The organism is Pseudomonas sp. FW305-96 (assembly GCF_058783825.1).
The window spans coordinates 16,431-40,328 of the sequence record NZ_JBYSYW010000011.1; the positions used below are offsets into that span (position 1 = coordinate 16,431).

The following is a 23,898-nucleotide window of genomic DNA, read 5'->3' on the forward strand; positions in this document are numbered from 1 at the left end:
TCAGCCGGATCAGGCGTAATGCTTGGCCGGGCTGTTTTCCACCAGCTCCAGCGCCACATCGTTTTCAGCGCTGATCTTGTGGTACAGGGCCGCGTCGGTGGCTAGGGTCTTCTCACGGGCGGGGAAGATTTCCTTGAGCTTGGCCGCCCAGGCGCCCTTGGCCTGCTCGGGGAAGCAGCGCTCGATCAGCTCGAGCATGATCGACACCGTCACCGAGGCGCCCGGCGATGCGCCAAGCAGCGCGGCCAGGCTGCCGTCCTCGGCCGAGACCAGCTCGGTGCCGAACTGCAGGATGCCGCCTTTCTTCGGATCCTTCTTGATGATCTGCACGCGCTGGCCGGCCACCTCCAGGCGCCAGTCCTCGGCTTTCGCCTCCGGATAGAAGCGGCGCAGCGATTCCAGGCGCTGCTCCATGGATTGCATCACTTCGCTGACCAGGTACTTGGTCAGGTCCATGTTGTCACGGGCCACGGCTAGCATCGGGCCGATGTTGCCCATGCGCACCGACAACGGCAGGTCCATGAACGAGCCGTGCTTGAGGAACTTGGTGGTGAAGCCGGCGTATGGCCCGAACAGCAGCGATTTCTTGCCGTCGACCACGCGGGTGTCCAGGTGCGGCACCGACATCGGCGGGGCGCCGACCGCCGCCTGGCTGTAGACCTTGGCCTGGTGCTGCTTGACGATTTCCGGGTTGTCGCAACGCAGCCACTGGCCGCTGACCGGGAAGCCGCCGAAGCCCTTGCTTTCGGGGATGCCGGACACCTGCAGCAGGGGCAGGGCGGCGCCACCGGCACCGAGGAAGACGAAGCGGGCGTCCACTTCACGGCTGCCGCCGCTGTTGACGTCCTTGATGCTCACGGTCCAGCCGCTGCCGTTGCGGCGCAGGCCGACGACCTTCTTGCTGTACTTGACCTGGGCATCCGGCGAGTCGCCAAGCAGCTTGAGGAGCTTGTTGGTGAGGGCGCCGAAGTTGACGTCGGTGCCCTTCATCACGCGGGTGGCGGCGATGTGCTGGTCGGCCGGGCGGCCTGGCATCATCAGCGGCATCCAGTCCTTCATCACGGCCTTGTCTTCGGTGTATTCCATCTCGGCGAAGGCGTGGTGCTGCTTGAGCAACTCGAAACGCTTCTTGAGGAACGAGACGCCCTTGTCTCCTTCGACGTAGCTCAGGTGCGGCACCGGGTTGATGAAGGCGCGCGGCGAGCCGAAGTTGCCTTTGCGGCTCAGGTAGGCCCAGAACTGGCGCGAAACCTCGAACTGGGTGTTGATGTGCACGGCCTTCTTGATGTCGATGCTGCCATCGGCGGCCTGCGGGGTGTAATTGAGCTCGCACAGGCCGGCATGGCCGGTACCGGCGTTGTTCCAGGGGTTGGAACTCTCCGCGGCTCCGGAGTCCATCGCCTCGACGACCTCGAGCTTCAGGGTCGGGTCGAGCTCCTTGAGCAGTACGGCCAGGGTGGCACTCATGATGCCCGCGCCTACCAGTACCACATCAACCGATTCGTTCTGCGCCATTAACGCGTCTCCACAATCTACAGCACCTAATTGACAGCATAGGATCCCTGGGTTGACCAGGATCGCCATGTCCGACTCTTCGCAGTTCTTGCAACTTCCGCGGACACCGCCAATCAGTCTTGGGTGTTCGGCTATTGAACGCCCATTGCCACGGGTGCGGCAATTCGACTTATGGTCAAGTGGTCCGTCGTGCGTTATGGACCGGTCTCAGGCGTTCATCAGGGATGAGCGCTTTTGCCGTCTGTTCAGGGCTGTTCGGTACACATCTGCCGCTCTTGCACATGCCAGACTGTTCATTTGCTCGCCACACTCTCGTGAAGTTGTGAAAAACCGTTTTTTCACGCTCTTTTGGAGTCGTGAACCTCAAAAGTGGACTGCGCGATGGCAACCCGCAGGTTCATGCGCAGCGGACGGCCGGAAACAGCAGGCACGACAGCCAATGCAAGACCTGAGTGGAAGGCTCTCTGTGGGCGAAGCGTCGAGGGTGCCGGGTTGAAGCGGCGAATGCGGGGCCCGATCAGGAGACGTCCTTATAATCGGGGGGAGATTATAACGATGTCGCGGGCGGAAAGGGCGTACTTGTTGGGTTTTTATTGCAGCGTTTGTCAGGCTGCGAGGGTGCGTTGCTGCCAACGGCGCGTTGCACCGTCGCAAACCCGGGCGCTGGCCGGTAGCGGGTGGCCCAGCCAGGCCAGTCGCGCTTCGCTGACCGGCACCCAGGTGCCGTTGCCCGGCGGTGTGGCGCAGTGCTTGAAGGCCAGGCAGGTGCCATCGCTGTCGAGGCGGGCGTAGGTGGCGTGGCGCGGGCGGTGGAAGAGCAGGGTCCAGAGCGAGGCCATGACGTGGCGTCCTGTGAGTGAGGGCTGGCGCAAGGATAAACGCAGGGGCATGAAACGATTGTGACAAGCGGGCCGGGCGATGGCTGGCGTGTGGCGCGCTAGGTATACTGTGGGCCTTTGCCGCTTTTTCTGGAGAAATGCGCATGTTGCAACGTCTGTTGGTCGGTTTGTTCGCGGTGGCCAGCCTGAGCCTGGCCGGTTGTGCCCACAGCCCGCAGCAACTCAGCCCGCAACCCAAGCTCACCCAGCAATTGGCTCCGGTCGGCCACGGCCAGCCGGTGGTGGTCAGGGTTGTCGACGGGCGCGCCTCGCAGTCGCTCGGCACCCGTGGTGGCATGTACCCCGAGACCAGCACCATCACCGTCAATGGCAATGACGTGGTGCCCAAGCTGCAGGCCCAGGCCGAGGCGGCGGTGCGCCTGCTGGGCTTCACCCCGACGCCGAATGCCGGCAATGCCCCGCAGTTGACCGTGACCCTGGCCGAGCTCAAGTACCAGTCGCCCAAGGACAAGATGTACGTGACCGAGGCGACCATCGGTGCCACCTTCCGCGCTGACGTGTCGAATGCCAACCGTCGCTACAGCGGCCGTTACGGTGCGTCGCTGGACCAGCGCTTCGGCATGGCGCCGAACCAGGAAACCAACACCAAGCTGGTGAGTGACGTGCTCAGCGATGCCCTGACCCGCCTGTTCAAGGACCCGACCGTCGGTCAGGTGCTGGGCGAGTAAGTACGTCGATATAGCCATGAAAAAGCCCGCTGCCTGCGAAACAGGCAGCGGGCTTTTTCATGGCTGTATCTAGTGTGGTGTTTCACAAATAACGACCATAACTCGCGGTGCTTTTTGCGCTCATGCGGCGTTGTCGCTCCTCGCCGTAGCTGGGCTACGACTCGTCGCGACGCCTTGCCTGAGCGCAAAAATCACTCGCGAGTTATTGGTCGTATTTGCAAAACACCACACTAGGGCCGGTCAGGCGGCCTGGACGTGAAAGTCCAGCAGGCTGATGCCAGTGTGCGGGTCGATCTCCGGCAGGTCGTCGTGGGCATGCCCGCCCAGGGCGCAATACACCAGCCACTGACGGTCCTGGACGTTGATCGCGAAGCCGTCGATCAGCGCCTGTTGTTCGTCGCTCTGGGCCACGAGGTAGAGGCGGTCCTGGTTTTCGGCGTGCAGCATGACAAGCTCCGGTCAGTTGAAGGCCGACAGGGTGGCCTGTGTTGATGACGAGCGTGTGACAAATGAAATTAGGGTCTGTACGAAATGTGTCTGCGCGAAGGCCAGACAAGGCGAAACGGGGAGAGGAACGGCCGGGGTCGCGCCCGACTGTACTAGAGTACATGAGCATTCCGAGCCCCGTTTCAACGCAGTATGGGCGAGTGCAGATACATTTCGTACAGAGCCTGGATGACAGCTGGTCGCAAAGTGGCGGTGGTTGAAGTCGGCTTGGGTAGAATGCCGGGCTTTGCCACACGTGATACCGAGGTCGCGTAATGTCGTTGCAAGTGCTCTGGGGCTTCCTGGCCGCTCATCCGGCCAAGCTGATCAATCTGCTGGCGTTGCTGATCACCTGCCCCGGCGGGCTGCTGCTGCACGGCGCCCGACGCCGCGAGGCGCTTGCGAGGGAAAGCCTGGCGATGAATGAAGGTGCGGTGGACGTACTCGAGCAACGTGTGCCGCGCTATTACTACATCCTCGGTTTCTGCTGCCTGGCGATGGCGTTGCTGCTGTCCTGGTTCAGCACCTGGATCTGAATCGCCGATGCCTACCCTGTAGGAGCGGCTAAAGCCGCGATCCAGGCAACGCGGTGCCTGGCACCCGCAAAGCGGGTGTTCGCGGCTAAAGCCGCTCCTACAGGTGCGTTATCAGGCTGAAGTGGGCTGCAGCCTCACCTGGTACTGATTGCGCACGGGTGTCGCGTACTGCTGCACCAGGTACGGCTGCTGCTCGACCGGGCAGGCGTCCAGGCGGCGCTGCCACTCTTCCTTGGCCTTGGCCAGTTCATCGGCCGGGAACAGCTTCTCCGCGCTCGGCACTTCGAGTGCCGCATCCTTCTCTGCCCACATCGCATAGGCCAGGTAATGCACCGGGAACAGCCGGTAGCCGCCGAGGATCTGCCGGTCGATGGCCTGCGCCAGCTGCTTGGTGTCCTCGTGGTACTCGGTGACCGGGGGGGCGAAGTTGATGTGAACCCGCCCTTTGTAGCCGGTGATGCCCTGGGCGATGCTGTTGTCGTCCTCGCCGGGTGCCTTCTTGTAGGTGCCGGTGGTGGCGCGGATGTACAGCTCGCGGGCCTTGGCCTGGTCGCAGGGGTCGTACTCGTAGCTGATCGACACGGGGATCAGGTTCAGGCTCTGGATCACCGCGCCGAACGGTTCGTCCTTGCGGCTCATGTGGAACATTTTCAGGATCGCCGAATCGGTGCGGTCGTCACCGTCCTTGGCGCGGCCTTCGGCCTGGGCGATCCAGATCGACGCGCCATCGTTGCGGATCGAGTGGTTGATGTAGGCCGAGAGCAGTTGATAGGCGGCCAGTTTCTCGCGGCGGCCGCTGATCGAACGGTGCACGATGAAACTCTTGTTCAGGCGCATCATGTCGCTGACGAACGGCTTTTGCAGCAGGTTGTCGCCGATGGCGATGCGCGGTGTCGGCAGGCCGGCGTGGTACACCGCGTAGTTGACGAAGGCCGGGTCCATCACGATGTCGCGGTGGTTGGCCAGGAACAGGTAGGCGGTACCGGACTTGAGCTGTTCGACGCCGCTGTAGGTGACGCCGTCGGTAGCGCGGTCGATGGTGCGGTCGACGTAGTACTCGACCTTGTCCTGCAGCGTGGACACGCAGGTCACGCCGGCAAATTCCTTGCGCAGGCGCCGGGCGATCAGTGGTTTGAGCAGCCAGCCGAAGGCACCCGCCGCGCGCGGAAAGCGGAAGTGGGTGAGGATATCGAGGAATGCCGGGTCGCTGAGCAGGCGTGCCAGCACGGCAGGGACCTCAGCGTCGTCGTACGGTCGGATGGCATCGAATTCGCCCATCATGCTCTCTTGTTGGAAACGGCTAGGGTAATTAGGTAGGGGCGGGCTCCGAAAAACGGCTCGGACGCACACAGGCCCTGTAAACAGACCGGCAATTATACGCACAAGTCACTCCGGAGGCCGCGATGCTGGAAACTGCGATCTACGATTGCCCTTATTGTGGCGAGGAAGTCGAAACCACGGTGGACTTGTCCGGCGGTGACCAGCAATACATCGAGGACTGCCAGGTGTGCTGCAAGCCCATTCGCTTCGTGCTGCAGGTCCATGGTGAGGAGTGGATGCTGGATGTCTTTGGCGAGAACGACTGATGCGACGAATCTATGAACCGGAAAGCCTGCTGGAGGCCCAGGTGCTGGTGGGCATGCTGGCCAGCGAAGGCATCGAGGTGCACCTGGTCGGGCGCGACCTGATGGGCGCCGTGGGCGAGTTGCCGATGCACGGCTTGCTCGGCCTGGCGGTGCCCGACGAGCAGGCCGGGTACGCACGGCAGCTGATCGATGAGTACAATGCCGCCCAGCCGCTTGCCGGCGACGAACCGGAGAGTTATCCCGGAACCCTGATCTGCTAGGTTTTGATTTCGCCCATGTGTGGACGCTACGCCCTGTTTCGCTGGTCCCAGAGCTTCGCCGGCCTGCCGGGCTTTCCCCCGGGCCAGAAGGCCCAATGGAACATCGCGCCCGGCGCCTCGGTCCTGATTCAACGCCAGGTCGACGGCCAGTTGCAGCTGGCCAGCGCTCGCTGGGGGCTGACCCCGGCCTGGCTCACCGACCTTTCCCGTACACCAGCCCAGGCCCGTGCCGAAACCCTCGCCGAGCAGCCGATGTTCCGCGAGCCCCTGCGCCAGCGGCGTTGCCTGATGCCCGCCAACGGCTTCTACGAATGGCGCGGCACGGCGCGCAAGCGCCCGTACTGGGTAACGCCGGGAGAGGGCGCGTCATTGTTCTTCGCCGCGGTGTGGGAGGTCTACCCGGTGCAGGAACAAGAGTGGTTGAGTTGTGCGGTGGTGACGCAAGCGGCGATGAACCAGCGTCGGCCGCTGATTCTGGACGAGGCCGAGCAGGCGCTGTGGCTGGATCCCGACACGCCGATGGCGAAGCTGCACGAGTTGCTGGCCAAGCCGCCGACGGCGCTGCGTGAGCGGGCGCTGGCGTATTTCGTCAACGATCCGAAGCTCGATGCGCCGGAATGCCTGACCCCCGCCTGACGGCGTAAGCTGCAAGCTGTGAGTTGCAAGCGGCAAGTCAAAGCGGTTCGTGCTCGGCTTTGACTTGTCGCTATACACTTGCGGCTTGAAGCTCAGACCCTGAATTGATTGATCAGGCGGCGCTGCTGCTCCGCCAGCTTGGTCAGCTCGGCGCTGGCCTGGCTCGACTCGTCGGCACCGCCCGCCACTTCGCCAGCCACCTGGCCGATGTTGATCACATTGCGGTTGATGTCCTCGGCCACGGCACTCTGCTCCTCGGCGGCACTGGCGATCTGGGTGTTCATGTCGTTGATTACCGACACCGCCTGGGTGATGCTTTCCAGCGCCTCGGCGGCGCGGCTGGCCTGCAGCACGCTGTCGTCGGTCTTGCCCTGGCTGTCCTCCATCACCTTGACCACCTCGCGGGTGCCCTGCTGCAACTGCTGGATCATCTGCTGAATTTCTTCGGTCGCCTGCTGGGTCTTCTGCGCCAGGTTGCGCACTTCGTCGGCGACCACGGCGAAGCCACGGCCCTGCTCGCCGGCGCGAGCGGCCTCGATGGCGGCGTTGAGCGCCAGCAGGTTGGTCTGCTCGGCAATGGCGCGGATGGCCACGAGAATGGCATTGATGTTTTCGCTGTCGCGGGCCAGGTCCTGGACTACGGTGACTGCGCGACCGATCTCGCTGGCCAGGGCGCTGATGGCGCTGGAGGTGTCGCGCACGATTTCCAGGCCCTGGTTGGCCGCGCGGTCGGCCGCGCTGGCAGCCTGGGCCGCCTGCGTGGCGTTGCGCGCCACATCCTGGGCGGTCGCGGTCATTTCATGCACGGCGGTGGCTACCTGGTCGATCTCGGCCATCTGCTTGTGCACGCCCTGGTTGGTACGGATGGCGATGTCGGCGGTGTGCTCGGAGGAGTCGCTGACCTTCTGCACCGAGCCCACGACTTGACTGATCATGGCCTGCAGTTTGGCCAGGAACGTATTGAAGCCCTTGGCGATGGCGCCCAGTTCGTCGGCCCGGTCGCTGTGCAGGCGGCGGGTCAGGTCGCCTTCGCCCTGGGCGATGTCGTCGAGCATCGCCACCATCTGCCTGAGCGGGCGGGCGATGCCCAGGGCCAGCAGCCAGATCACCAGCAGGCCAAGGGCGGCGATGCCGAGGCCGACGAGGGTCATGCCGGTGATATCGGTACGACGCTGTTCGGCCAGGTCCTGCTGCAGTTGGTTGACTTCGGCCATCACGGCGCTCAGCGGCAGTTCCAGCAGCAGTGTCCAGCGCGCATCGGTGTTGGCGACCTTGAACGGCAGGTACAGCTCGATGCGATCCTTGCCGGCGTCCACTTCGTAGTGCAGGGTTTCGCCGTTCAGGCTCTTGAGGGTGCCGGCTTCGTCGCTGTCCAGCACATCGCTGGCCTTCTCGCCGAATTTCGCCGGGTCACGGGTATAGGCCACCAGGCGGCCGTTGCTGGAAACCAGCGCCAGCTCCCCGGCGCCGTCGTACAGCTGGCGATCGGCGGCATTGAGCAGGTCCTGGATGAAGTTCACCGACAGGTCGGCGCCGGCCATGCCCTGGAACTGGCCATCGACCATGATCGGTTCGACGAACGACGCCAGCATGACCATCTTGTCGCCCACTTTATAAGGCGCGGGGTCGATCACGCAGGCCTTCTTCGACTCCTTGGGGCACAGGTAGTACTCGCTGGCGCGCACGCCGGTGGCGAGCACTGTGCGGTCGTCGACATCGGCCAGCTTGTCCTGGCCAAGGCTGCCATCACCATTGCGGAACCACCAGGGCAGGAAGCGGCCGTTGGCGCTGTCGATACCCACCAGGCTACTGCCGACGTAGCGGGCATCGGCATGGTCGAGGGCGTTGGGCTCCCAGCCAAGGTAAGCGCCGAGCACGCTTGGGTTGACCTCCACGGTGCGCTTGAGCTGGTTGATCAGGTGCTCGCGGTCGACCCGCATCAGCGGTTGTCCGTCGCTTGCCTGCATGCCGAGCATGGCGTTGCCGGTGGCCAGGCTGCGGGCGATCGACAGCGGGGCTTCGAGGCCGCGCTGGATTTCGCTGACCTGGGTGCGTGCCAGGGCGGTGAGGCGCTGCTCGATGACGTTCTCGAACTGTTGCTGGGTGCGCTGTTGCACCAGCGCCTGGGTGCGTTGCCCGGAGTAGACTGCGTACAGCACCAGGGCCGCGACAATGCTCAGCACGATGGCACCGGCCAGGGCGGCCACGGAAAACTGGATCGACTTGAACTTCATGGCAAAGCTCCGCGCGCAAGGAGGTTGTTACCGAGTGTTATCGGCGGGCTAATACCAAAGCATGAGGACCTTGTCAGAAATCTTACCCGCGGCTCTGGCAGGGGCGGGCGTCTGGGCCTAGGATACGCGGCACGTAAAAAGGGAGTGTTTTCATGCGTAAGTCATTCGTTGTCAGCATGCTGACGGTCGGCGTCCTGCTTGGCGGCTGTCAGGCGGTCAATACCACCAGTGGTGGTGCCGTGGGCGTGCAACGCCAGCAATACATGTTCAGCATGCTTTCGACCGATGAGGTCAACAAGATGTACGCCCAGTCCTACCAGCAGACCCTCGGCGAGGCGTCGAGCAAGGGCGTGCTGGACAAGGGCAGCAATGATGCCAAGCGCGTGCAGGTCATCGCCAAGCGCCTGATCGCCCAGGCACCGCAGTTCCGGCCGGATGCCGCGCAGTGGAACTGGGAAGTCAACGTGATCAAGAGCGACGAGCTCAATGCCAACTGCGGCCCGGGCGGCAAGATCATCGTCTATACCGGGCTGATCGATCAGCTGCAGCTGACCGATGCCGAGATCGCCGCGGTGGTGGGCCATGAAATCGCTCATGCCCTGCGCGAGCACAGCCGTGAAGCGATGTCCAAGGCCTACGGCGTGGAGATGGCCCGCCAGGGGGCCGGCGCGATCTTCGGTCTGGGCCAGGACAGCATGGCCATGGCCGACACCGTGGTGAACTACGCCATGACCCTGCCCAACAGCCGTGCCAACGAGAACGAAGCCGACCTGATCGGCCTGGAACTGTCGGCCCGTGCCGGCTATGACCCGAACGCCGCGATTACCCTGTGGAACAAGATGAGCAAGGCGTCCGAAGGCGCGCCGCCAGAGTTCATGAGCACCCACCCGGCTTCGAGCAGCCGTATCGCCTCGTTGCAGGCGGCGATTCCGAAGGTGATGCCGCTGTATCAGGCGGCCAAGAAGTAAAAGCAGCTGCAAGCTACAAGCTTCAAGCGGCAAGTAAGGATGCACCTGCTCTTTCTTGCCGCTTGTAGCTTGCCACTTGCCGCTGCTTCACCCTATCCAGCCACTGGTCTTCATCGCCGAATACACCGCGACGATGGCCAGCACCACGAACGCGGTCGCCGCCAGGCGACGGATCAGCGTCAGCGGCAGTTTCTCCGCCGCGAAGTTGCCCGCCAGCACCACCGGCACGTTGGCGATCAGCATGCCCAGGGTGGTGCCGATGATCACCATGATCAGGTGCGGATACTGGGCGGCCAGCATCACCGTGGCCACTTGGGTCTTGTCGCCGATTTCCGCCAGGAAGAACGCGATCAGCGTGGTCACGAATGGCCCGAACCGTCGTGCATTGCTGGTTTCTTCATCGTCCATCTTGTCCGGTACCAGGGTCCACAGCGCGGTGGCGGTGAAGCTCGCGGCGAGGATCCAGTGCAGTACCGACTCGGTGAAGAAGCTGCTGACCCAGGCACCGACCGCGCCAGCGGCGGCATGGTTGGCCAGCGTCGCGGCGACGATCCCGGCAATGATCGGCCAGGGCTTGCGGAAGCGGGCGGCAAGGATGAGCGCGAGCAATTGCGTCTTGTCGCCGATTTCGGCAAGCGCGACGATCGCGGTAGGGACGAGCAATGATTCCAGCATCAGGATTCCTACGGGGGCGGGTCGACACGGCTATGACACGTACGACCTCCCCGCCCCGGGTAAGGTGTGCGTGTCATAGGTCTTGTCAAACCCTGGACCTGTCTGCGCAGATCGTGGGTCGCACGCGCCATGGCCTGTGGGCCAAGTGTGTTGACGCGTACCGGGCGAGCAGGGTGCTCGCGGGAGACTACTCCCCTAGGACGGAGCGGATTCTGCCTAGGCGAATCGCTTTCGGCAAGCCCTGTTTTTATCCATGTGTTGCGCGGTAGATGCGAAAACCTTGTGCTTCGGCACGGATCTCACAGTTGCCCAGGGCGCCTTCGATGAGCGGCTGGTAACGCAGGAAGCTGTTGGCTACCAAACGGATTTCCCCGCTTTTTCGCAGATGTTCCCTGGATTTTTTCAGCAGGTTCTCCGAGGCGTGATAGTCGGTGTGTACACCGGTATGGAACGGCGGATTGCTCAGGATAACGTCCAGGCCGCGGGGAGCGGCATCGATCCCGTCACCGCTGATCACCTCGCCTTCCAGGCCATTGGCGGCGAGGGTCAGGCGACTGGCCGCGACCGCGAAGGCGTCGACATCGAGCAAGGTGACCTGGCTCTGCGGATAGCGACGCTTGATCGTGGCGCCGAGCACCCCGGCCCCACAGCCGAAGTCCAGGACATGGCCGATCGGCAGGCCGTCGAGGTGCTCCAGGAGCAGCGCGGTGCCCTTGTCCAGACGCCCGTGGCTGAACACGCCGGGGAGGCTGATCACCTGCAGCGGGCCATCTTCAAGCGGCAGGTCGAAGCGTTCAGCCAGGCTTTCCAGCGGCTTGGCCTCGGGCGCGTTGTCCACGGTCACCTGCCATAGCTGGCAGTGGCGGGCGCTGTCGAGCTTGCGCGGCCGGCCGAAGGCCTGCAATTGCTTGGCCGCGCCTTCGACGCCGCCGCGTTTCTCCCCCACCAGGTACAGCGTGCGACCGGCAAGGCGCGAGGCCAGGGCGTTGAGCAGGTAGGCCGCCAGCTCGCGAGACTTGGGCAGGAACAGCACGGCGGCGTCGAAGGCTACCTTGGGCACCTCGACACCGTAATGGCTGCGCCCGGAGAAGCGGCTCTCGAGCACGGCCTGGTCGCCGGCATGCCAGGTCCAGCCGTGGGCCCCGGGCAACTGGCCGAGCAGGCCATCGGCCTGGGCGCCAGCGACCAGCAGTGGGCCTTGGAACAGCTCTGCCTGGCGGAGCAACACTTCACTGCGCGGGTCCATGGACGACGCCTCCTGAAAAAGTGGCGCAGTGTACCAGAGGCGGGTCAGCCGACCACGCGTCGCGGCTGACCGGCGAAGTAGGCCTGGGCGTTCTCGGCCAGCTGGCCGACGATGCGCTGGCGCGACTCTACCGCGCCCCAGGCGCTGTGCGGGGTGATGATCAGGCGGGGGATGTCCGCCGCCAGCAGTGGGTTGCCGTTGACCGGCGGTTCGACGCTCAGCACATCGGTAGCTGCGCCACCCAGGTGGCCGCCGCGCAGCGCGTCGGCCAGGGCCTGCTCGTCGATCAACCCGCCGCGGGCGGTGTTGACCACCAGTGCGCCGGGCTTGAGCAGCGCCAGCTCGCGGGCACCGATCATGTGCCGGGTCTGCTCGTTGAGCGGGCAGTGCAGGGTCAGGGCATCGACCTGCGGCAGCAGCTCATGCAGTGGCAGGCGGTCGGCCCGGGGCGGGCGGCCGGGGATCTGCCCGCTCAGCACGCGCATGCCGAAGGCCTCGGCCAGGCGCGCCACCGCGCCGCCCAGTTCGCCGTGGCCAAGCAGGCCAAGGGTCTTGCCCTCCAGCTCGACGATGGGGAAGTCCAGCAGGCAGAACTGGCTGGCCTTGGCCCATTGCCCGGCCTTCACCGCCTGGTCGTAGTCGCACAGGCGCGTGGCCAGGGCCAGCAGCAGGGCCAGGGTGTGCTGGGCCACCGACGGCGTGCCGTAGCCCTGGCAGTTGCTCACGGTGACGCCCTGGGCACGGGCGGCAGCCAGGTCGACATTGTTGGTGCCGGTGGCGGCCACCAGGATCAGTTTGAGTTGCGGGTTGGTGGCCAGCGTGGCGGCATCGAGCATCACTTTGTTGCTGATGACGGCCACGGCACCTTGCAGGCGTTCGGCGACCTGCTCCGGGTGGGTCGTGGCATGCAGTTGCAACATGTCGAACTGGGCACGCAAGGGCGCAAGGTCGAGGTCACCCAGGTCCAGTGACTGGTGATCGAGAAACACGGCGCGACGTGGGCTGGACATCAGGGGCTCCGGTGGCAGGGCAGGATGGGCTTGGCGCAGTGTCCGGCCCGGCGGCGCCGCTCGTCAACGGTCGCGCCTGCGCTCATACCTGCAGGACATAAATCATTCCTTCGGCTGATTTGACCGATGCGTCACCGAACTACAGTTGTTGCCTGAACTGTCCTGCCCGCTTTGAAGAAAAAGGGATACCCATGTTGCAGACGCGCATCATCAAGCCCGCCGAGGGCGCCTACCAGTACCCACTGCTGATCAAGCGCCTGCTGATGTCCGGCAGCCGCTACGAAAAGACCCGCGAGATCGTCTACCGCGACCAGCTCCGTCTCACCTACCCGCAACTGAACGAGCGCATCGCCCGCCTCGCCAACGTGCTGACCGAGGCTGGGGTGAGGGCCGGCGACACCGTGGCGGTGATGGACTGGGACAGCCACCGCTATCTGGAATGCATGTTCGCCATCCCGATGATCGGCGCCGTGGTGCACACCATCAACGTGCGCCTGTCGCCGGAGCAGATCCTCTACACCATGAACCACGCCGAAGACCGGTTCGTGCTGGTCAACAGTGATTTCCTCGGCCTCTACCAGGCCATCGCCGGGCAACTGACCACGGTGCAAGGTACCGTGTTGCTGACCGATGGGCCGGACAAGTCTGCCGACCTGCCGGGCTTGCAAGGCGAGTACGAGCAGTTGCTGGCCGCGGCCAGCCCGCACTATGACTTCCCCGATTTCGATGAAAACTCGGTGGCCACCACCTTCTATACCACCGGCACCACGGGTAACCCCAAGGGGGTGTATTTCACCCATCGGCAGCTGGTGCTGCACACGCTGGCCGAAACTGCGGTACTCGGCAGCCTGGACAGCGTGAGGCTGCTGAGCAGCAACGATGTCTACATGCCGATCACGCCGATGTTCCATGTGCACGCCTGGGGCATCCCCTACGCGGCGACCATGATGGGCATCAAGCAGGTCTACCCGGGGCGCTATGAGCCGGACATGCTGATCAGGCTGTGGCGTGAGGAGAAGGTGACCTTCTCCCACTGCGTGCCGACCATCCTGCAGATGCTGCTCAACTGCCCGTCGGCAGCCGGCCAGGATTTCGGTGGCTGGAAGATCATCATCGGCGGCAGCGCGCTCAACCGCGCGCTGTATCAGGCTGCACTGGCCCGGGGTATCCAGCTCACCGCCGCCTACGGCATGTCCGAAACCTGCCCGCTGATCAGTGCCGCGCACCTGAACGACGAGCTGCAGGCCGGAAGCGAGGATGAGCGTACCAGCTACCGGATCAAGGCCGGGGTGCCGGTGCCATTGGTCGAGGCCGCCATCGTCGATGGCAATGGCAATTTCCTGCCTGCCGATGGCGAAACCCAGGGCGAACTGGTGCTGCGCGCGCCCTGGTTGACCATGGGCTATTTCCGCGAGCCGGAGAAGGGCGAGGAACTCTGGCAGGGTGGCTGGCTGCACACCGGCGATGTCGCCACGCTCGATGGCATGGGTTTCATCGATATTCGCGACCGCATCAAGGACGTGATCAAGACCGGTGGCGAGTGGATTTCTTCGCTCGACCTGGAAGACCTGATCAGTCGCCACCCTGCAGTACGAGAAGTGGCTGTTGTGGGCGTGCCTGACCCGCAGTGGGGGGAGCGCCCGTTTGCGCTGCTGGTGGTGCGCGAGGGGCAGAGCATCGAGGCGCGTGCGCTCAAGGAACATCTCAAGCCTTTCGTGGAGCAGGGACACATCAACAAGTGGGCGATTCCCAGCCAGATCGCCCTTGTTACTGAAATTCCCAAGACTAGCGTCGGCAAGCTCGACAAGAAGCGCATCCGCGTCGACATCAGCCAGTGGCAGGCCAGTAACAGCGCTTTCCTTTCCACCCTGTAACCCGGGCTCGGGTCTCGCTTTCTCAAGCGCGACCCCGCAAGCTAGACAGGATGACGCCTTGTCAAACGATAGAATTGAGCCATGCTTGAGCACTGCCAGCGCGCAGGCCGGCCGATCGGGATGGGCTGCAAGCAAGACGCGCAAATCACACTTTAGAGGGATCAAGCACCTGTGACCGCTGGCTATAGTCGGGTCAGGGGATTTTCAGGAATGGGGGAGGGCGCCGCACGGCAACGCGCGGCGTCACGGGCAGGAGCCTGCTTCACCAGGCGCTCGAGCCGTTTCTGAAAGGACTCACTGCCATAACAAAAAAGTACATGGAGTAGCGTCGATGACATCTGCAAACCCGTTCTGGCGCCGGGCGAAACTGCCCCTGGCCGTCAGCCTCGCTTCCACGCTCGCAAGTCCTGCTTTCGCGGTCAGCTTCAACATCGGTGAAATCGAAGGCCAGTTCGACTCGTCGCTCTCCGTTGGCGCCAGCTGGTCGACGGCCAATCCCAACAAGAACCTCATCGGGGCCAACAACGGCGGCAGGGGGCTGTCGCAGACCTCCGACGATGGCCACCTGAACTTCAAGAAAGGCGAGACCTTCTCGAAGATCTTCAAGGGCATCCACGACCTGGAGCTCAAGTACGGCGACACGGGCGTGTTCGTGCGTGGCAAGTACTGGTACGACTTCGAGCTCAAGGATGAAAACCGCCAGTTCAAGGACATCAGCGATTCGAACCGCAAGGAGGGCGCCAAGTCCTCGGGTGCGGAACTGCTCGACGCCTTCGTCTACCACAACTACAGCATCGGCGATCTGCCGGGCAACGTACGCTTGGGCAAGCAGGTGGTGAGCTGGGGTGAGAGTACCTTCATCGGTGGCGGTATCAACGCCATCAACCCCATCGACGTGTCGGCGTTCCGCCGTCCTGGCGCGGAGATCAAGGAAGGCCTGATCCCCGTCAACATGTTCTACGTGTCGCAGAGCGTGACCGACAACCTCACCGCCGAAGGCTTCTACCAGATCGAGTGGGACCAGACCGTCGTCGACAACTGCGGTACCTTCTTCTCCCAGCCTGACGTGATCGCCGACGGTTGCAACAACAACCTGGCGGTGCTGGCCAAGCAGGCCAACGTGTCAAGGAGCCTGGCCGCGCAGATCGGCCCGTTTGCCGGGCCTGCCATGAACGCATTGACCGGGCAGGGCGTGTCCTGGGGCTCGCCGGACGAAGGCGTGATCGTGCGCCGCGGCCCCGACCGTGATGCCCGTGACAGCGGCCAGTTCGGTGTGGCCCTGCGCTACATGTACGAGCCTCTGAACACCGAGTTCGGTGGCTACTTCATGAACTACCACAGCCGGGCACCCATCTTCAGCGGTCGCGGCGCCGCCGCCGGCTTCTACAACCCGGCCAACCTGGCTGGGGCACTGGTCAGGGCAGGCGTTCCGGGGGCCGCCGCCACCAACCCGGCCCTGCTCCAGGCCCTGATGCCGTTGTACGTGGCGGGTAACTCCAGCTACTACGTCGAGTACCCGGAAGACATCCGCCTCTACGGCCTGAGCTTCTCCACCACCTTGCCCACCGGCACGGCCTGGAGCGGTGAGATCAGCTACCGGCCGAATGCACCGGTACAGTTGAACACCACCGACATTCTCTATTCAGGGCTGACGCCGCTGGACCCCAACGCATCCGTCCTCAAGGGCACGCCGAACGCCGACCAGCCAGGTTATCGCCGCAAGGAAATCACCCAGCTGCAAACCACGTTCACCCACTTCTTCGACCAAGTCATGGGCGCCGAGCGTCTGACCATGGTCGGCGAGGTCGGCTGGACTCACGTCGGTGGTCTGGAAAGCACCTCCAAGGCCCGCTATGGCCGCGACCCAGTCTATGGTCCAGGCCCGCTGCCCAACGGTCGCTGCCAGAGCCTCAACGCCACCACGCTGGCGGGTGTCGAGCAGAACAACCTGTCGCGCTACTGCGAGAACGACGGCTTCACCACCTCCGATTCCTGGGGTTATCGCGTTCGTGCCATCTGGGACTACAACAACGTCTTCGCCGGCGTGAACCTGCGCCCGAGCGTTGCCTGGTCCCACGACGTCGACGGCTACTCCCCGGGCCCTGGCGGCAACTTCGAGGAAGGGCGCAAGGCCGTCAGCCTGGGCCTGGACGCCGAGTACCAGAACACCTACACGGCGAGCCTGTCGTACACCAACTTCTTCGATGGCAAGTACACCACCGTGGATGACCGCGACTTCGTCGCTCTCAGCTTCGGCGTGAACTTCTAAGAACATTGATCCAGGACGACAAAGAATGAAAATGACCACACGTCTGCTGCAAGCCGGTGTACTGGGCATGTCCCTGCTGGCAACCAGCGTCATGGCTGCGGTTTCCGCTGACGAGGCCGCCAAGCTGGGCGCGTCGCTGACCCCGATGGGGGCCGAGAAGTCCGGTAACGCCGATGGTTCCATCGGCCCGTGGGAGCCGCTGTCCAAGAGTGCCGGCAGTGCCGACGCCAAGGGCTTCCTCTCCGACCCTTACGCCAGCGAAAAACCGCTGTTCACCATCACCGCGCAGAACGTCGACCAGTACAAGGCCAAGCTTTCGCCTGGCCAGGTGGCGATGTTCAAGCGCTACCCGGATAGCTACAAGATTCCGGTGTACAAGACCCACCGCGGCTCCACGGTGCCGGACGATGTCTTCGCCGCGATCAAGGAAAACGCCACCAAGACCACCCTGGTCGCCGGTGGCAACGGCCTGGAGAACTTCAAGACAGCCGTGCCGTTCCCGATTCCCAAGGATGGCCTGGAGGTGATCTGGAACCACATCACCCGCTACCGTGGCGGCAGCGTGACTCGCCTGGTCACCCAGGCCACCCCGCAGCAGAACGGCTCCTACAGCTTGGTGTACTTCCAGGACCAGTTCGTCTTCCGCGACAAGATGAAGGACTACGATCCGGCCAACCCCGGCAACATCCTGTTCTACTTCAAGCAGGAAGTGACCGCTCCGGCACGTCTGGCCGGGACCGTGCTGCTGGTCCACGAAACCCTCGACCAGGTCAAGGAGCCGCGCAAGGCGTGGATCTACAACGCCGGCCAGCGCCGTGTGCGCCAGGCGCCGCAAGTGTCGTACGACGGTCCGGGTACCGCAGCCGACGGCCTGCGCACCTCCGACAACCTGGACATGTACAACGGCGCGCCAGACCGTTACGACTGGAAGCTCGAAGGCAAGAAGGAGATGTATATCGCCTCCAACGCCTACAAGCTGGACGATCCGAAGCTCAAGTATGCCGACATCATCAAGGCCGGGCATATCAACCAGGACCTGTCGCGCTATGAGCTGCGTCGCGTCTGGCACGTGGTTGCCACGCTCAAGCCAGGTCAGCGCCATATCTATGCCAAGCGTGACTTCTATATCGACGAGGACACCTGGCAGGCCGCAGTGATCGACCAGTATGACGGCCGCAACCAGTTGTGGCGTGTTTCCGAAGCCCACGCCCAGCCGTACTACAACGTGCAGGTGCCGTGGTACACCCTGGAAGCCATCTACGACCTGCAATCGGGTCGCTACCTGGCGCTGGGTATGAAGAACGAAGAGAAAAGTGCCTACAACTTCGGCTTCAGCGCCAGCAAGGCCGAGTTCCAGCCGGCTGCCCTGCGTCAGTCAGGTGTCCGTTGAGCCATTAAGTGCAACCTCCGTTTGATCTCCCAGAACGCCCCGGCTTGCCGGGGCGTTTCTGTTTCCGCGAGGGAGATTTACTGCTGTCTATCAGTGTTGTTTCTTTTTGTCGTAGTCTTTATCGCGCAAAGCGCGCGCATCATCTTCAAATAAGCAGCGTTTGCCGCTAGTCTCGCAACAAACCATACCGCCGCCATATTCCAATCAGAACGAGCCGGCCATGACAGACTTGTCCCGTACGCATGGAGTCGCCAGCCAGGCCTTGGGCCTGTTGGACGGGCGTTTCTTCCGGCCACCGCTGCCGGAGGCGCACGTGCCTCGGGCACGCCTGTGCCAGCGCCTGCAAACGGGCCTGTCGGGGCGCCTGCTGTTGGTGAACGCGCCTGCGGGGTTCGGCAAGAGTTCCCTCGCCATCGAGTTCTGTCAGGAACTGCCCAGCCATTGGCGCAGCCTCTGGCTAGGGTTGAGCCAGCGCGATGCCGACCCGGGCCGCTTTCTCGAGCGCCTGCTCGAAGGGCTGCAGCAGTTCTGCCCGGCGCTCGGCGGGCAGGCCATGGGTCTGTTGAAGATGCGCCAGCGTCACCAGCCGTTCGCCTTCGAGGAATGGCTCGATGGGCTGCTCGATGAGCTCGCGCTCTACCTGCAGCCGGACACCCCCCTGTTGCTGGTGCTGGATGACTACCATCTGGCCCAGGGCCCGGTGCTCGATCGATGCTTGCAGTTCTTCCTCAATCACCTGCCTGCCGGGTTGCTCCTGCTGGTTACCAGCCGTCAACGGCCCGACTGGCACCTGGCACGCTTGCGCCTGTCGCGCCAGCTGGTCGAACTCAACGAGCAGGACTTGCGCCTGACCGCCGATGAGGCGCTGGCGGTGATGGGTCGTCAACCCACCGGTCTGCGCGGCCAGGCCCTGGACAACCTGATCCAGCGCAGCGACGGCTGGGTGGCCGGGCTGCGCTTCTGGCAGCTGGCGGCCAGCGAATCCGGCGATGACAACGCCTTGCCCCAGGCACTGCATGGCGGCGAGGGTTTGATTCGCGATTACCTGCTCGAGGAAGTGATTGAAATCCTGCCGGCGCCCGTGCAGGCGTTTCTCTACGACACCGCCTGCCAGGAGCGTTTCTGTGCTGAGCTGTGCGATGCCCTGCGCGAGCGGCACGACAGTGCCGAGATCCTGCGCTACCTGCAGGCCCACCAGGTGTTCCTGGTACCGCTGGATGAGCATGGGCTGTGGTTCCGCTACCACCATCTGTTTTCCGACCTGTTGCGCAGCCGGCAGGCCAGTGGCCCCCAGGCGGGGTTGCACTTGCGCGCCTGCCGCTGGTTCGAAGGACAGGGCCTGCTGGACGAGGCGGTGGAGCAGGCCCTGCGGGCCGGTCACCTGGATGTCGCGGCGGACCTGGTACAAAGCCTGTCTGAGGAGCAACTGCTCGCCGAACAGAATGTCGGCATGCTGCTGCGCTGGAAAATGGATTTGCCCGACAGCCTGCTGATCAGCACGCCCAGGCTGATAGTCCTGTACAGCTGGGCCCTGGGGCTTGCCTGCCAGTTGGACGCCGCCGAGGAACTCGCGGCCTACCTGAGCCGTTTCCTGCCCGCGCCTTCGGCCACGGCGCAGAAGTCGATGCTGGCCCAGTGGCTGGCCTTGAGCGGGGTCATCGCTCGCGGCCGTGGTGATCGCGAGCGAACCCTCGCCTATTGTGGCGAGGCGCTGCAGAGCCTGCCGAGCAAACGTTATGGGCAGCGGCTGGTCTGCCTGTCGACCTTGTCGAACCTGGCCATTGCCGATGGCGATTTCTGGCGGGCGCGGGGCTGGAACCGAGAGGCGCTCGAGCTGGCGCAACGGGTCGGCAATCCGCTGTTCGAGGCTTTGGCCCATTACGACCGGGCGCGGGTGCTGCACGCTAGAGGCGAAGTACTGCGGGCACTGGATGAAGTGCGCGAGGGGTTGCAACGGTTGCAGGGCCTGTCGGGCCAGCGCCTGTACGCAGTGCGCGCCCGCCTCACCTTGTACGAGGGGTACCTGTTGGCTGCCCGCCTGCACTGCGCGCCAGGCCGTGCGCGTTTGCGCGCCGGGCTCAGCGAGGCACGGAGTTGTCGCGACATCAGTGTCCTGATCGGACATTGCGTGATTGCTTCGCTCGATGGGCGCGAAGGGCGGTTCGCCGAGGCATTTTCCGAGCTGGCCGAGGCCGAGCGGTTGATGCATATCTGGGATGTGCCGCCGATCTTCTACCTGGCCATGATTACACTGGTGAAGTGCGAGCTCTGGCTTGCCCAGGGCCGTACGGACTTGGCCGAGTCCTGGCTGTTGCGCCTGGGGCAGACCTACGGAGGCGAGCAGCCTGCCGCGGCGCCGGAGTTCCACCCCTTGTTGCCGCTGCACATCGAGTTGCAGCAAGCGTTGCTGGAGCGGGTGCTGGCCCGTGTTGACGAGGCTGAAGCGAGGCTGCGCAGGCTGATAGAGCGCGGGCAGGCCAGCGCAGGCATGACGCTGGTGGTCAGCGCGCAATGCCAGTTGATCGCGCTGCTGTTCGCCCAGGGGCGCGAGCCCGAGGCGGCCAAGCTGCTTGTACAGGCACTGGAGGCTGCGCAAGGAGGTGCCTTGCAGGCATTCCAGCGCTTGATCGAGGAGCAGCCGCAATGGCTGCGTGAGCAGTTGGCCGGCCGTGCCGCCTGCCCCGTGCAGCGTGATCTGCTGACGCACCTGCCGGAAACCCTCGTCGCCGGGACCTGTACCACCGAGGCCCTGAGCGGCCGCGAGTTCGCCGTCCTGGAGCTTATCGCCCAGGGCTGCTCGAACCAGCAGATCAGCGAGCGGCTGTTCATTTCCCTGCATACGGTCAAGACCCACGCCAGTCATATCAACAGCAAGCTGGGCGTGGAGCGGCGTACCCAGGCGGTGGCCAGGGCCAAGTCCCTCGGGTTGCTGGTCTAGCGTCCTGTCTCGGAAATAAGCTGTTCACTTTTGGCGGCGTCTTGGGCGCTCGGCCCGGGTTGCCACTCCTCGCCATAGCCCTGCTATGACTCGTCGCGGCGCCTTGGCCGAACACCCAAGCCACTCGCCAAAAGAGAACGTATTTCCGAGACAGGACACTAGTGGTTTGCGGCAGTGGCGGCCGTTAAGATAGTGGCACAAGGCTATCGCTGTTCCGGGCTCAACTTTTCCGATCCGCTGCCGATACACTTTTCGGCGATACGCATCGCCATGCGCCACTTCCCACTTCTTCCAATACAGGTCGTGTTGATGCTGCAGTACGGGCAAAAAAGCTTTCTGATCGTCGACGACTTTACCGACTTCCGCACCTCGACCCGCTCGATGCTTCGCGAGCTGGGTGTACGCGACGTGGACACCGCCGACAGTGGCGAACAGGCACTGCGCATGTGCGGGCAGAAACGCTACGACTTTATCCTTCAGGATTTCCACCTGGGTGATGGCAAGAAGAATGGCCAGCAGGTGCTCGAGGACCTGATTCTCGACAAGCTCATCAGCCATGAATGCGTGTTCATCATGGTCACCGCTGAAAGTAGCCAGTCCATCGTGCTCAGCGCCATCGAGCACGAACCCGACGCCTACCTGACCAAGCCCTTCAACCGCGTGGGCCTGGCTCAGCGTCTCGAGAAGCTGACCCAGCGCAAGACCTTGCTCAAGCCCATCCTCCAGGCCCTGGATCGCGGCCGCCCGGCCGAGGTGCTCGCCGCCTGCGCCGAGTTGTGCAAGAAAGACCCGCGGTTCGCCCCGTTGTGCCTGCGCTATCGCGCCGATGCCCTGCGCGACCTCAATCGTTTCGACGAACTGGAGAAGTTCCTCAAGAACATCCTGGCCAGCCGCCCACAGCCCTGGGCCTACGCGGCGCTCGGCAGCCTGTTGCACAAGCGTGGCCAGAACGCCCAGGCCCAGGGCGTCTACGAGCAGGCCCTCAAGGCCTTCCCGATCATGCCCAACCTGTACGATGGCATGGCCGACGTGCTGGTGGCCCAAGGCGAAACCAAGCGCGCCCAGCACATGCTCGAAGAGGCTGTGCGCCTGTCGCCGCTCGCGGTGCGCCGCCAGGCCGCGCTGGGCAAGCTGGCGCTGGACAACGCCGACTTCGAAAGCGCGTCCAAGGCCTATCGGCATGCGGTCAACCAAGGGCAGAGCTCGCGCTACAAGGACGCCGAAAGCAATCTCGGCCTGGTCCAGGCACTGATGAGCAAGAACACCGGCAACGGTCTCGATGCGCGTACTCGGGTGGAAATCAACACCGTGCTCAGCGAGGTGGCCAAGGAGAACGTCGAGGACCAGGGCCTGCAGGTGCGCGCCCGCTTGATGAAGGCTGCCAGCTTGCAGCAGGCCGGTGACCCGGATACCGCCGCCAAACTCACCGAGCAGGCCATGCTGCGCCTGGAAAAAATGGATCAGTTCTTCTCCGTCGAGGCGGCGCTGACGGTGGCCAGGCAGTTGCAGCAACTTGGTCAGGACGCGGCGGGCACCTCTATCCTCAAGGGCTGCGTGGAAACCTACGGGGACGATCCCAAGGTCATGCAGAGCGTCGCCAAACTCACCGACGACCCGCTGGTGCTGGGGGCGGTGACCGAAGCCGTGGACCTCAACCGCCAGGGCGTGCGCAGCTACCAGGGTGGCCAGCTCAACGAGGCGCTGGGCATGTTCCGCAAGGCGCTGTCGCTGCAGCCGAAGAACATCAGTATCGCCCTGAACACCGCCCAGGCGCTGCTGCGCATCGGCGGCGAGACGCCACCGCCGGGGTTGATGCAGGAGTGCCGCGACTGCCTCACCAGCGTGGCCGGGATTCCCGCCAGCGACAGCCGCTATGACCGTTACCGCAAACTGCACATCCGGGTCTTTGGCGCATGAACCAGGACAACCAGGGGCTGGATTTTTCCACGGTGATCGCCTCCACCGTGCACGACCTGAAAAACTCCCTCTCGGCGCTGACCCACGCCCACAGTCAATGGCTGGCGCGCCTGCCCGAAGAGCTGCGCGGCGGTACCGAGCAGGGCGTGGTGGAGCACGAACTCAGCCACTTGAACGGCATGCTCGTGCAGTTGCTGGGGCTGTACAAGCTGGGCGTCAACCAGTTGCCCATCTGCCCGGACTATCATGAGCTGGACGACTTCATCGAGGCCCAGCTGGCGGCCCAGGAAGACGTGATCAAGCACCGCGACATCCTCGCTACCTGGCGTATCGAGACCGAAAGCCCGTTGGGTTTCTTCGACCGTGAACTGGTCGCCTCGGTGGTGGCCAATGTCCTCACCAACGCCATCCGCTATGCTGGCCACGCCTTGTTGATCAGCATCGAGGAAGAGCGCGAGCAGCTGGTGATCAGCGTCAACGACGACGGCGCCGGTTATCCACAGCGCATGCTCGAACGCCAGCATGACTACGTGCAGGGCATCGATTCGCAGAGTGGCAGTACCGGATTGGGGCTGTATTTCGCGGCGCGGATTGCCGCGTTGCACGAGCGCAATGGCGTGCGCGGGCGGATCGAGATCGCCAATGGCGGGACGCTGGGGGGCGGGTTGTTCCGGTTGTATCTGCCCTGAAGACGGTAGAAATTGTTGCCTGCATGGGCTCGTTTCCCAAGATAAAGTGAGGCATTTCCTTCTCGCTGCAGGTGGTCTTTTTTCTGCGCTGGACGAGTGGCA

General features: G+C 63.9%; 20 protein-coding genes, 1 pseudogene and 1 riboswitch. Of the genes and pseudogenes, 12 read left to right on the top strand and 9 right to left on the bottom strand.

Going from position 1 to position 23,898, the window contains the following annotated elements:
* Nucleotides 1-9: 9 nt before the first annotated feature.
* Together mqo and AC3WL2_RS10805 are read right to left on the bottom strand one after the other, a co-directional pair.
* Nucleotides 10-1,515, bottom strand: a complete 1,506-nt coding sequence (gene mqo / locus AC3WL2_RS10800) for a malate dehydrogenase (quinone) (protein WP_102685299.1) — start codon at nucleotides 1,513-1,515, stop codon at nucleotides 10-12.
* Between the two features lie 605 nt (nucleotides 1,516-2,120).
* Complete coding sequence (locus AC3WL2_RS10805) at nucleotides 2,121-2,354, bottom strand: hypothetical protein (protein ID WP_102685298.1); 234 nt, start codon at nucleotides 2,352-2,354, stop codon at nucleotides 2,121-2,123.
* A gap of 143 nt (nucleotides 2,355-2,497) precedes the next feature.
* Between AC3WL2_RS10805 and AC3WL2_RS10810 the strand changes: the two genes are divergently transcribed.
* Nucleotides 2,498-3,082: a YajG family lipoprotein gene (locus tag AC3WL2_RS10810; RefSeq protein ID WP_023630961.1), complete on the top strand. Its 585-nt coding sequence runs from the start codon at nucleotides 2,498-2,500 to the stop codon at nucleotides 3,080-3,082.
* A 240-nt stretch (nucleotides 3,083-3,322) separates the two neighbouring features.
* On the opposite strand, the gene AC3WL2_RS10815 is transcribed toward AC3WL2_RS10810, so the two are convergent.
* Nucleotides 3,323-3,529 (bottom strand): hypothetical protein, encoded by a 207-nt coding sequence (locus tag AC3WL2_RS10815; RefSeq protein ID WP_046857121.1) that lies wholly within the window; start codon nucleotides 3,527-3,529, stop codon nucleotides 3,323-3,325.
* 314 nt (nucleotides 3,530-3,843) lie between these two features.
* On the opposite strand from AC3WL2_RS10815, the gene AC3WL2_RS10820 reads away from it, so the two are divergent.
* A complete protein-coding gene (locus AC3WL2_RS10820; RefSeq protein ID WP_102682564.1) occupies nucleotides 3,844-4,104 on the top strand; it encodes a hypothetical protein in 261 nt (86 codons plus the stop codon).
* Between the two features lie 111 nt (nucleotides 4,105-4,215).
* Here the strand turns inward: AC3WL2_RS10820 and AC3WL2_RS10825 are convergent, their stop codons facing one another.
* The gene (locus AC3WL2_RS10825) at nucleotides 4,216-5,382 is read right to left on the bottom strand and encodes a 1-acyl-sn-glycerol-3-phosphate acyltransferase (RefSeq protein WP_102682563.1); all 1,167 of its coding nucleotides are present in this window, start codon (nucleotides 5,380-5,382) and stop codon (nucleotides 4,216-4,218) included.
* A 125-nt stretch (nucleotides 5,383-5,507) separates the two neighbouring features.
* Here AC3WL2_RS10825 and AC3WL2_RS10830 point away from each other — a divergent pair, with 125 nt between their 5' ends.
* Genes AC3WL2_RS10830 through AC3WL2_RS10840 form a run of 3 tightly spaced genes read left to right on the top strand, consistent with a single transcriptional unit; the run spans nucleotide 5,508 to nucleotide 6,586 of the window.
* A complete protein-coding gene (locus tag AC3WL2_RS10830) occupies nucleotides 5,508-5,690 on the top strand; it encodes a CPXCG motif-containing cysteine-rich protein (RefSeq protein ID WP_102682562.1) in 183 nt (60 codons plus the stop codon).
* Complete coding sequence (locus AC3WL2_RS10835) at nucleotides 5,690-5,950, top strand: putative signal transducing protein (protein WP_023630964.1); 261 nt, start codon at nucleotides 5,690-5,692, stop codon at nucleotides 5,948-5,950. The genes AC3WL2_RS10830 and AC3WL2_RS10835 overlap by 1 nt, the downstream gene beginning before the upstream one ends.
* Before the next feature lie 15 nt (nucleotides 5,951-5,965).
* Nucleotides 5,966-6,586: an SOS response-associated peptidase gene (locus AC3WL2_RS10840; RefSeq protein ID WP_102682561.1), complete on the top strand. Its 621-nt coding sequence runs from the start codon at nucleotides 5,966-5,968 to the stop codon at nucleotides 6,584-6,586.
* 92 nt (nucleotides 6,587-6,678) lie between these two features.
* Here AC3WL2_RS10840 and AC3WL2_RS10845 read toward each other — a convergent pair whose 3' ends face one another.
* Both AC3WL2_RS10845 and AC3WL2_RS10850 read right to left on the bottom strand, forming a co-directional pair.
* On the bottom strand, nucleotides 6,679-7,521 hold the full coding sequence (locus AC3WL2_RS10845; protein ID WP_371919247.1) for a methyl-accepting chemotaxis protein: 843 nt from the start codon (nucleotides 7,519-7,521) through the stop codon (nucleotides 6,679-6,681).
* 12 nt (nucleotides 7,522-7,533) lie between these two features.
* Nucleotides 7,534-8,820: pseudogene (locus AC3WL2_RS10850) on the bottom strand (methyl-accepting chemotaxis protein); the annotation flags it as partial.
* A 152-nt stretch (nucleotides 8,821-8,972) separates the two neighbouring features.
* Between AC3WL2_RS10850 and AC3WL2_RS10855 the strand changes: the two are divergent.
* Nucleotides 8,973-9,788, top strand: a complete 816-nt coding sequence (locus AC3WL2_RS10855) for a M48 family metallopeptidase (protein ID WP_102682559.1) — start codon at nucleotides 8,973-8,975, stop codon at nucleotides 9,786-9,788.
* Nucleotides 9,789-9,875: 87 nt separating this feature from the next.
* Here the strand turns inward: AC3WL2_RS10855 and AC3WL2_RS10860 are convergent, their stop codons facing one another.
* The 3 genes from AC3WL2_RS10860 to AC3WL2_RS10870 form a co-directional block, all read right to left on the bottom strand.
* Complete coding sequence (locus AC3WL2_RS10860; RefSeq protein ID WP_173862423.1) at nucleotides 9,876-10,460, bottom strand: TMEM165/GDT1 family protein; 585 nt, start codon at nucleotides 10,458-10,460, stop codon at nucleotides 9,876-9,878.
* 90 nt (nucleotides 10,461-10,550) lie between these two features.
* A riboswitch (yybP-ykoY riboswitch) is annotated at nucleotides 10,551-10,672 on the bottom strand.
* A 38-nt stretch (nucleotides 10,673-10,710) separates the two neighbouring features.
* A complete protein-coding gene (locus AC3WL2_RS10865; RefSeq protein WP_102682557.1) occupies nucleotides 10,711-11,709 on the bottom strand; it encodes a methyltransferase in 999 nt (332 codons plus the stop codon).
* Between the two features lie 44 nt (nucleotides 11,710-11,753).
* On the bottom strand, nucleotides 11,754-12,719 hold the full coding sequence (locus AC3WL2_RS10870; RefSeq protein WP_102682556.1) for a 2-hydroxyacid dehydrogenase: 966 nt from the start codon (nucleotides 12,717-12,719) through the stop codon (nucleotides 11,754-11,756).
* Nucleotides 12,720-12,910: 191 nt separating this feature from the next.
* Between AC3WL2_RS10870 and AC3WL2_RS10875 the strand changes: the two genes are divergently transcribed.
* The 6 genes from AC3WL2_RS10875 to AC3WL2_RS10900 all read left to right on the top strand — a co-directional run bounded on the left by AC3WL2_RS10875 (nucleotide 12,911) and on the right by AC3WL2_RS10900 (nucleotide 23,796).
* Entirely contained in the window at nucleotides 12,911-14,593 is a 1,683-nt protein-coding gene (locus tag AC3WL2_RS10875; RefSeq protein WP_102682555.1) for a fatty acid--CoA ligase, read from the top strand.
* Nucleotides 14,594-14,924: 331 nt separating this feature from the next.
* Entirely contained in the window at nucleotides 14,925-16,862 is a 1,938-nt protein-coding gene (locus AC3WL2_RS10880; protein ID WP_102682554.1) for a DUF1302 domain-containing protein, read from the top strand.
* 25 nt (nucleotides 16,863-16,887) lie between these two features.
* Nucleotides 16,888-18,252: a DUF1329 domain-containing protein gene (locus AC3WL2_RS10885; protein ID WP_102682553.1), complete on the top strand. Its 1,365-nt coding sequence runs from the start codon at nucleotides 16,888-16,890 to the stop codon at nucleotides 18,250-18,252.
* Between the two features lie 220 nt (nucleotides 18,253-18,472).
* The gene (locus AC3WL2_RS10890) at nucleotides 18,473-21,190 is read left to right on the top strand and encodes a winged helix-turn-helix domain-containing protein (protein WP_102682552.1); all 2,718 of its coding nucleotides are present in this window, start codon (nucleotides 18,473-18,475) and stop codon (nucleotides 21,188-21,190) included.
* 309 nt (nucleotides 21,191-21,499) lie between these two features.
* Entirely contained in the window at nucleotides 21,500-23,107 is a 1,608-nt protein-coding gene (locus AC3WL2_RS10895; protein WP_102682551.1) for a tetratricopeptide repeat-containing response regulator, read from the top strand.
* A complete protein-coding gene (locus tag AC3WL2_RS10900) occupies nucleotides 23,104-23,796 on the top strand; it encodes a sensor histidine kinase (RefSeq protein WP_102682550.1) in 693 nt (230 codons plus the stop codon). The genes AC3WL2_RS10895 and AC3WL2_RS10900 overlap by 4 nt, the downstream gene beginning before the upstream one ends.
* Nucleotides 23,797-23,898: the final 102 nt, after the last annotated feature.

Coding starts and splice junctions, on each gene's coding strand:
- AC3WL2_RS10810 (WP_023630961.1), top strand. CDS start 2,498: ATGTTGCAACGTCTGTTGGTCGGTTTGTTCGCGGTGGCCAGCCTGAGC.
- AC3WL2_RS10900 (WP_102682550.1), top strand. CDS start 23,104: ATGAACCAGGACAACCAGGGGCTGGATTTTTCCACGGTGATCGCCTCC.
- AC3WL2_RS10870 (WP_102682556.1), bottom strand. CDS start 12,719: ATGTCCAGCCCACGTCGCGCCGTGTTTCTCGATCACCAGTCACTGGAC.
- AC3WL2_RS10875 (WP_102682555.1), top strand. CDS start 12,911: ATGTTGCAGACGCGCATCATCAAGCCCGCCGAGGGCGCCTACCAGTAC.
- AC3WL2_RS10830 (WP_102682562.1), top strand. CDS start 5,508: ATGCTGGAAACTGCGATCTACGATTGCCCTTATTGTGGCGAGGAAGTC.
- AC3WL2_RS10825 (WP_102682563.1), bottom strand. CDS start 5,382: ATGGGCGAATTCGATGCCATCCGACCGTACGACGACGCTGAGGTCCCT.
- AC3WL2_RS10805 (WP_102685298.1), bottom strand. CDS start 2,354: ATGGCCTCGCTCTGGACCCTGCTCTTCCACCGCCCGCGCCACGCCACC.
- AC3WL2_RS10885 (WP_102682553.1), top strand. CDS start 16,888: ATGAAAATGACCACACGTCTGCTGCAAGCCGGTGTACTGGGCATGTCC.
- AC3WL2_RS10845 (WP_371919247.1), bottom strand. CDS start 7,521: ATGATCAGTCAAGTCGTGGGCTCGGTGCAGAAGGTCAGCGACTCCTCC.
- AC3WL2_RS10820 (WP_102682564.1), top strand. CDS start 3,844: ATGTCGTTGCAAGTGCTCTGGGGCTTCCTGGCCGCTCATCCGGCCAAG.
- mqo (WP_102685299.1), bottom strand. CDS start 1,515: ATGGCGCAGAACGAATCGGTTGATGTGGTACTGGTAGGCGCGGGCATC.
- AC3WL2_RS10865 (WP_102682557.1), bottom strand. CDS start 11,709: ATGGACCCGCGCAGTGAAGTGTTGCTCCGCCAGGCAGAGCTGTTCCAA.
- AC3WL2_RS10855 (WP_102682559.1), top strand. CDS start 8,973: ATGCGTAAGTCATTCGTTGTCAGCATGCTGACGGTCGGCGTCCTGCTT.
- AC3WL2_RS10880 (WP_102682554.1), top strand. CDS start 14,925: ATGACATCTGCAAACCCGTTCTGGCGCCGGGCGAAACTGCCCCTGGCC.
- AC3WL2_RS10890 (WP_102682552.1), top strand. CDS start 18,473: ATGACAGACTTGTCCCGTACGCATGGAGTCGCCAGCCAGGCCTTGGGC.
- AC3WL2_RS10835 (WP_023630964.1), top strand. CDS start 5,690: ATGCGACGAATCTATGAACCGGAAAGCCTGCTGGAGGCCCAGGTGCTG.
- AC3WL2_RS10840 (WP_102682561.1), top strand. CDS start 5,966: ATGTGTGGACGCTACGCCCTGTTTCGCTGGTCCCAGAGCTTCGCCGGC.
- AC3WL2_RS10815 (WP_046857121.1), bottom strand. CDS start 3,529: ATGCTGCACGCCGAAAACCAGGACCGCCTCTACCTCGTGGCCCAGAGC.
- AC3WL2_RS10895 (WP_102682551.1), top strand. CDS start 21,500: ATGCTGCAGTACGGGCAAAAAAGCTTTCTGATCGTCGACGACTTTACC.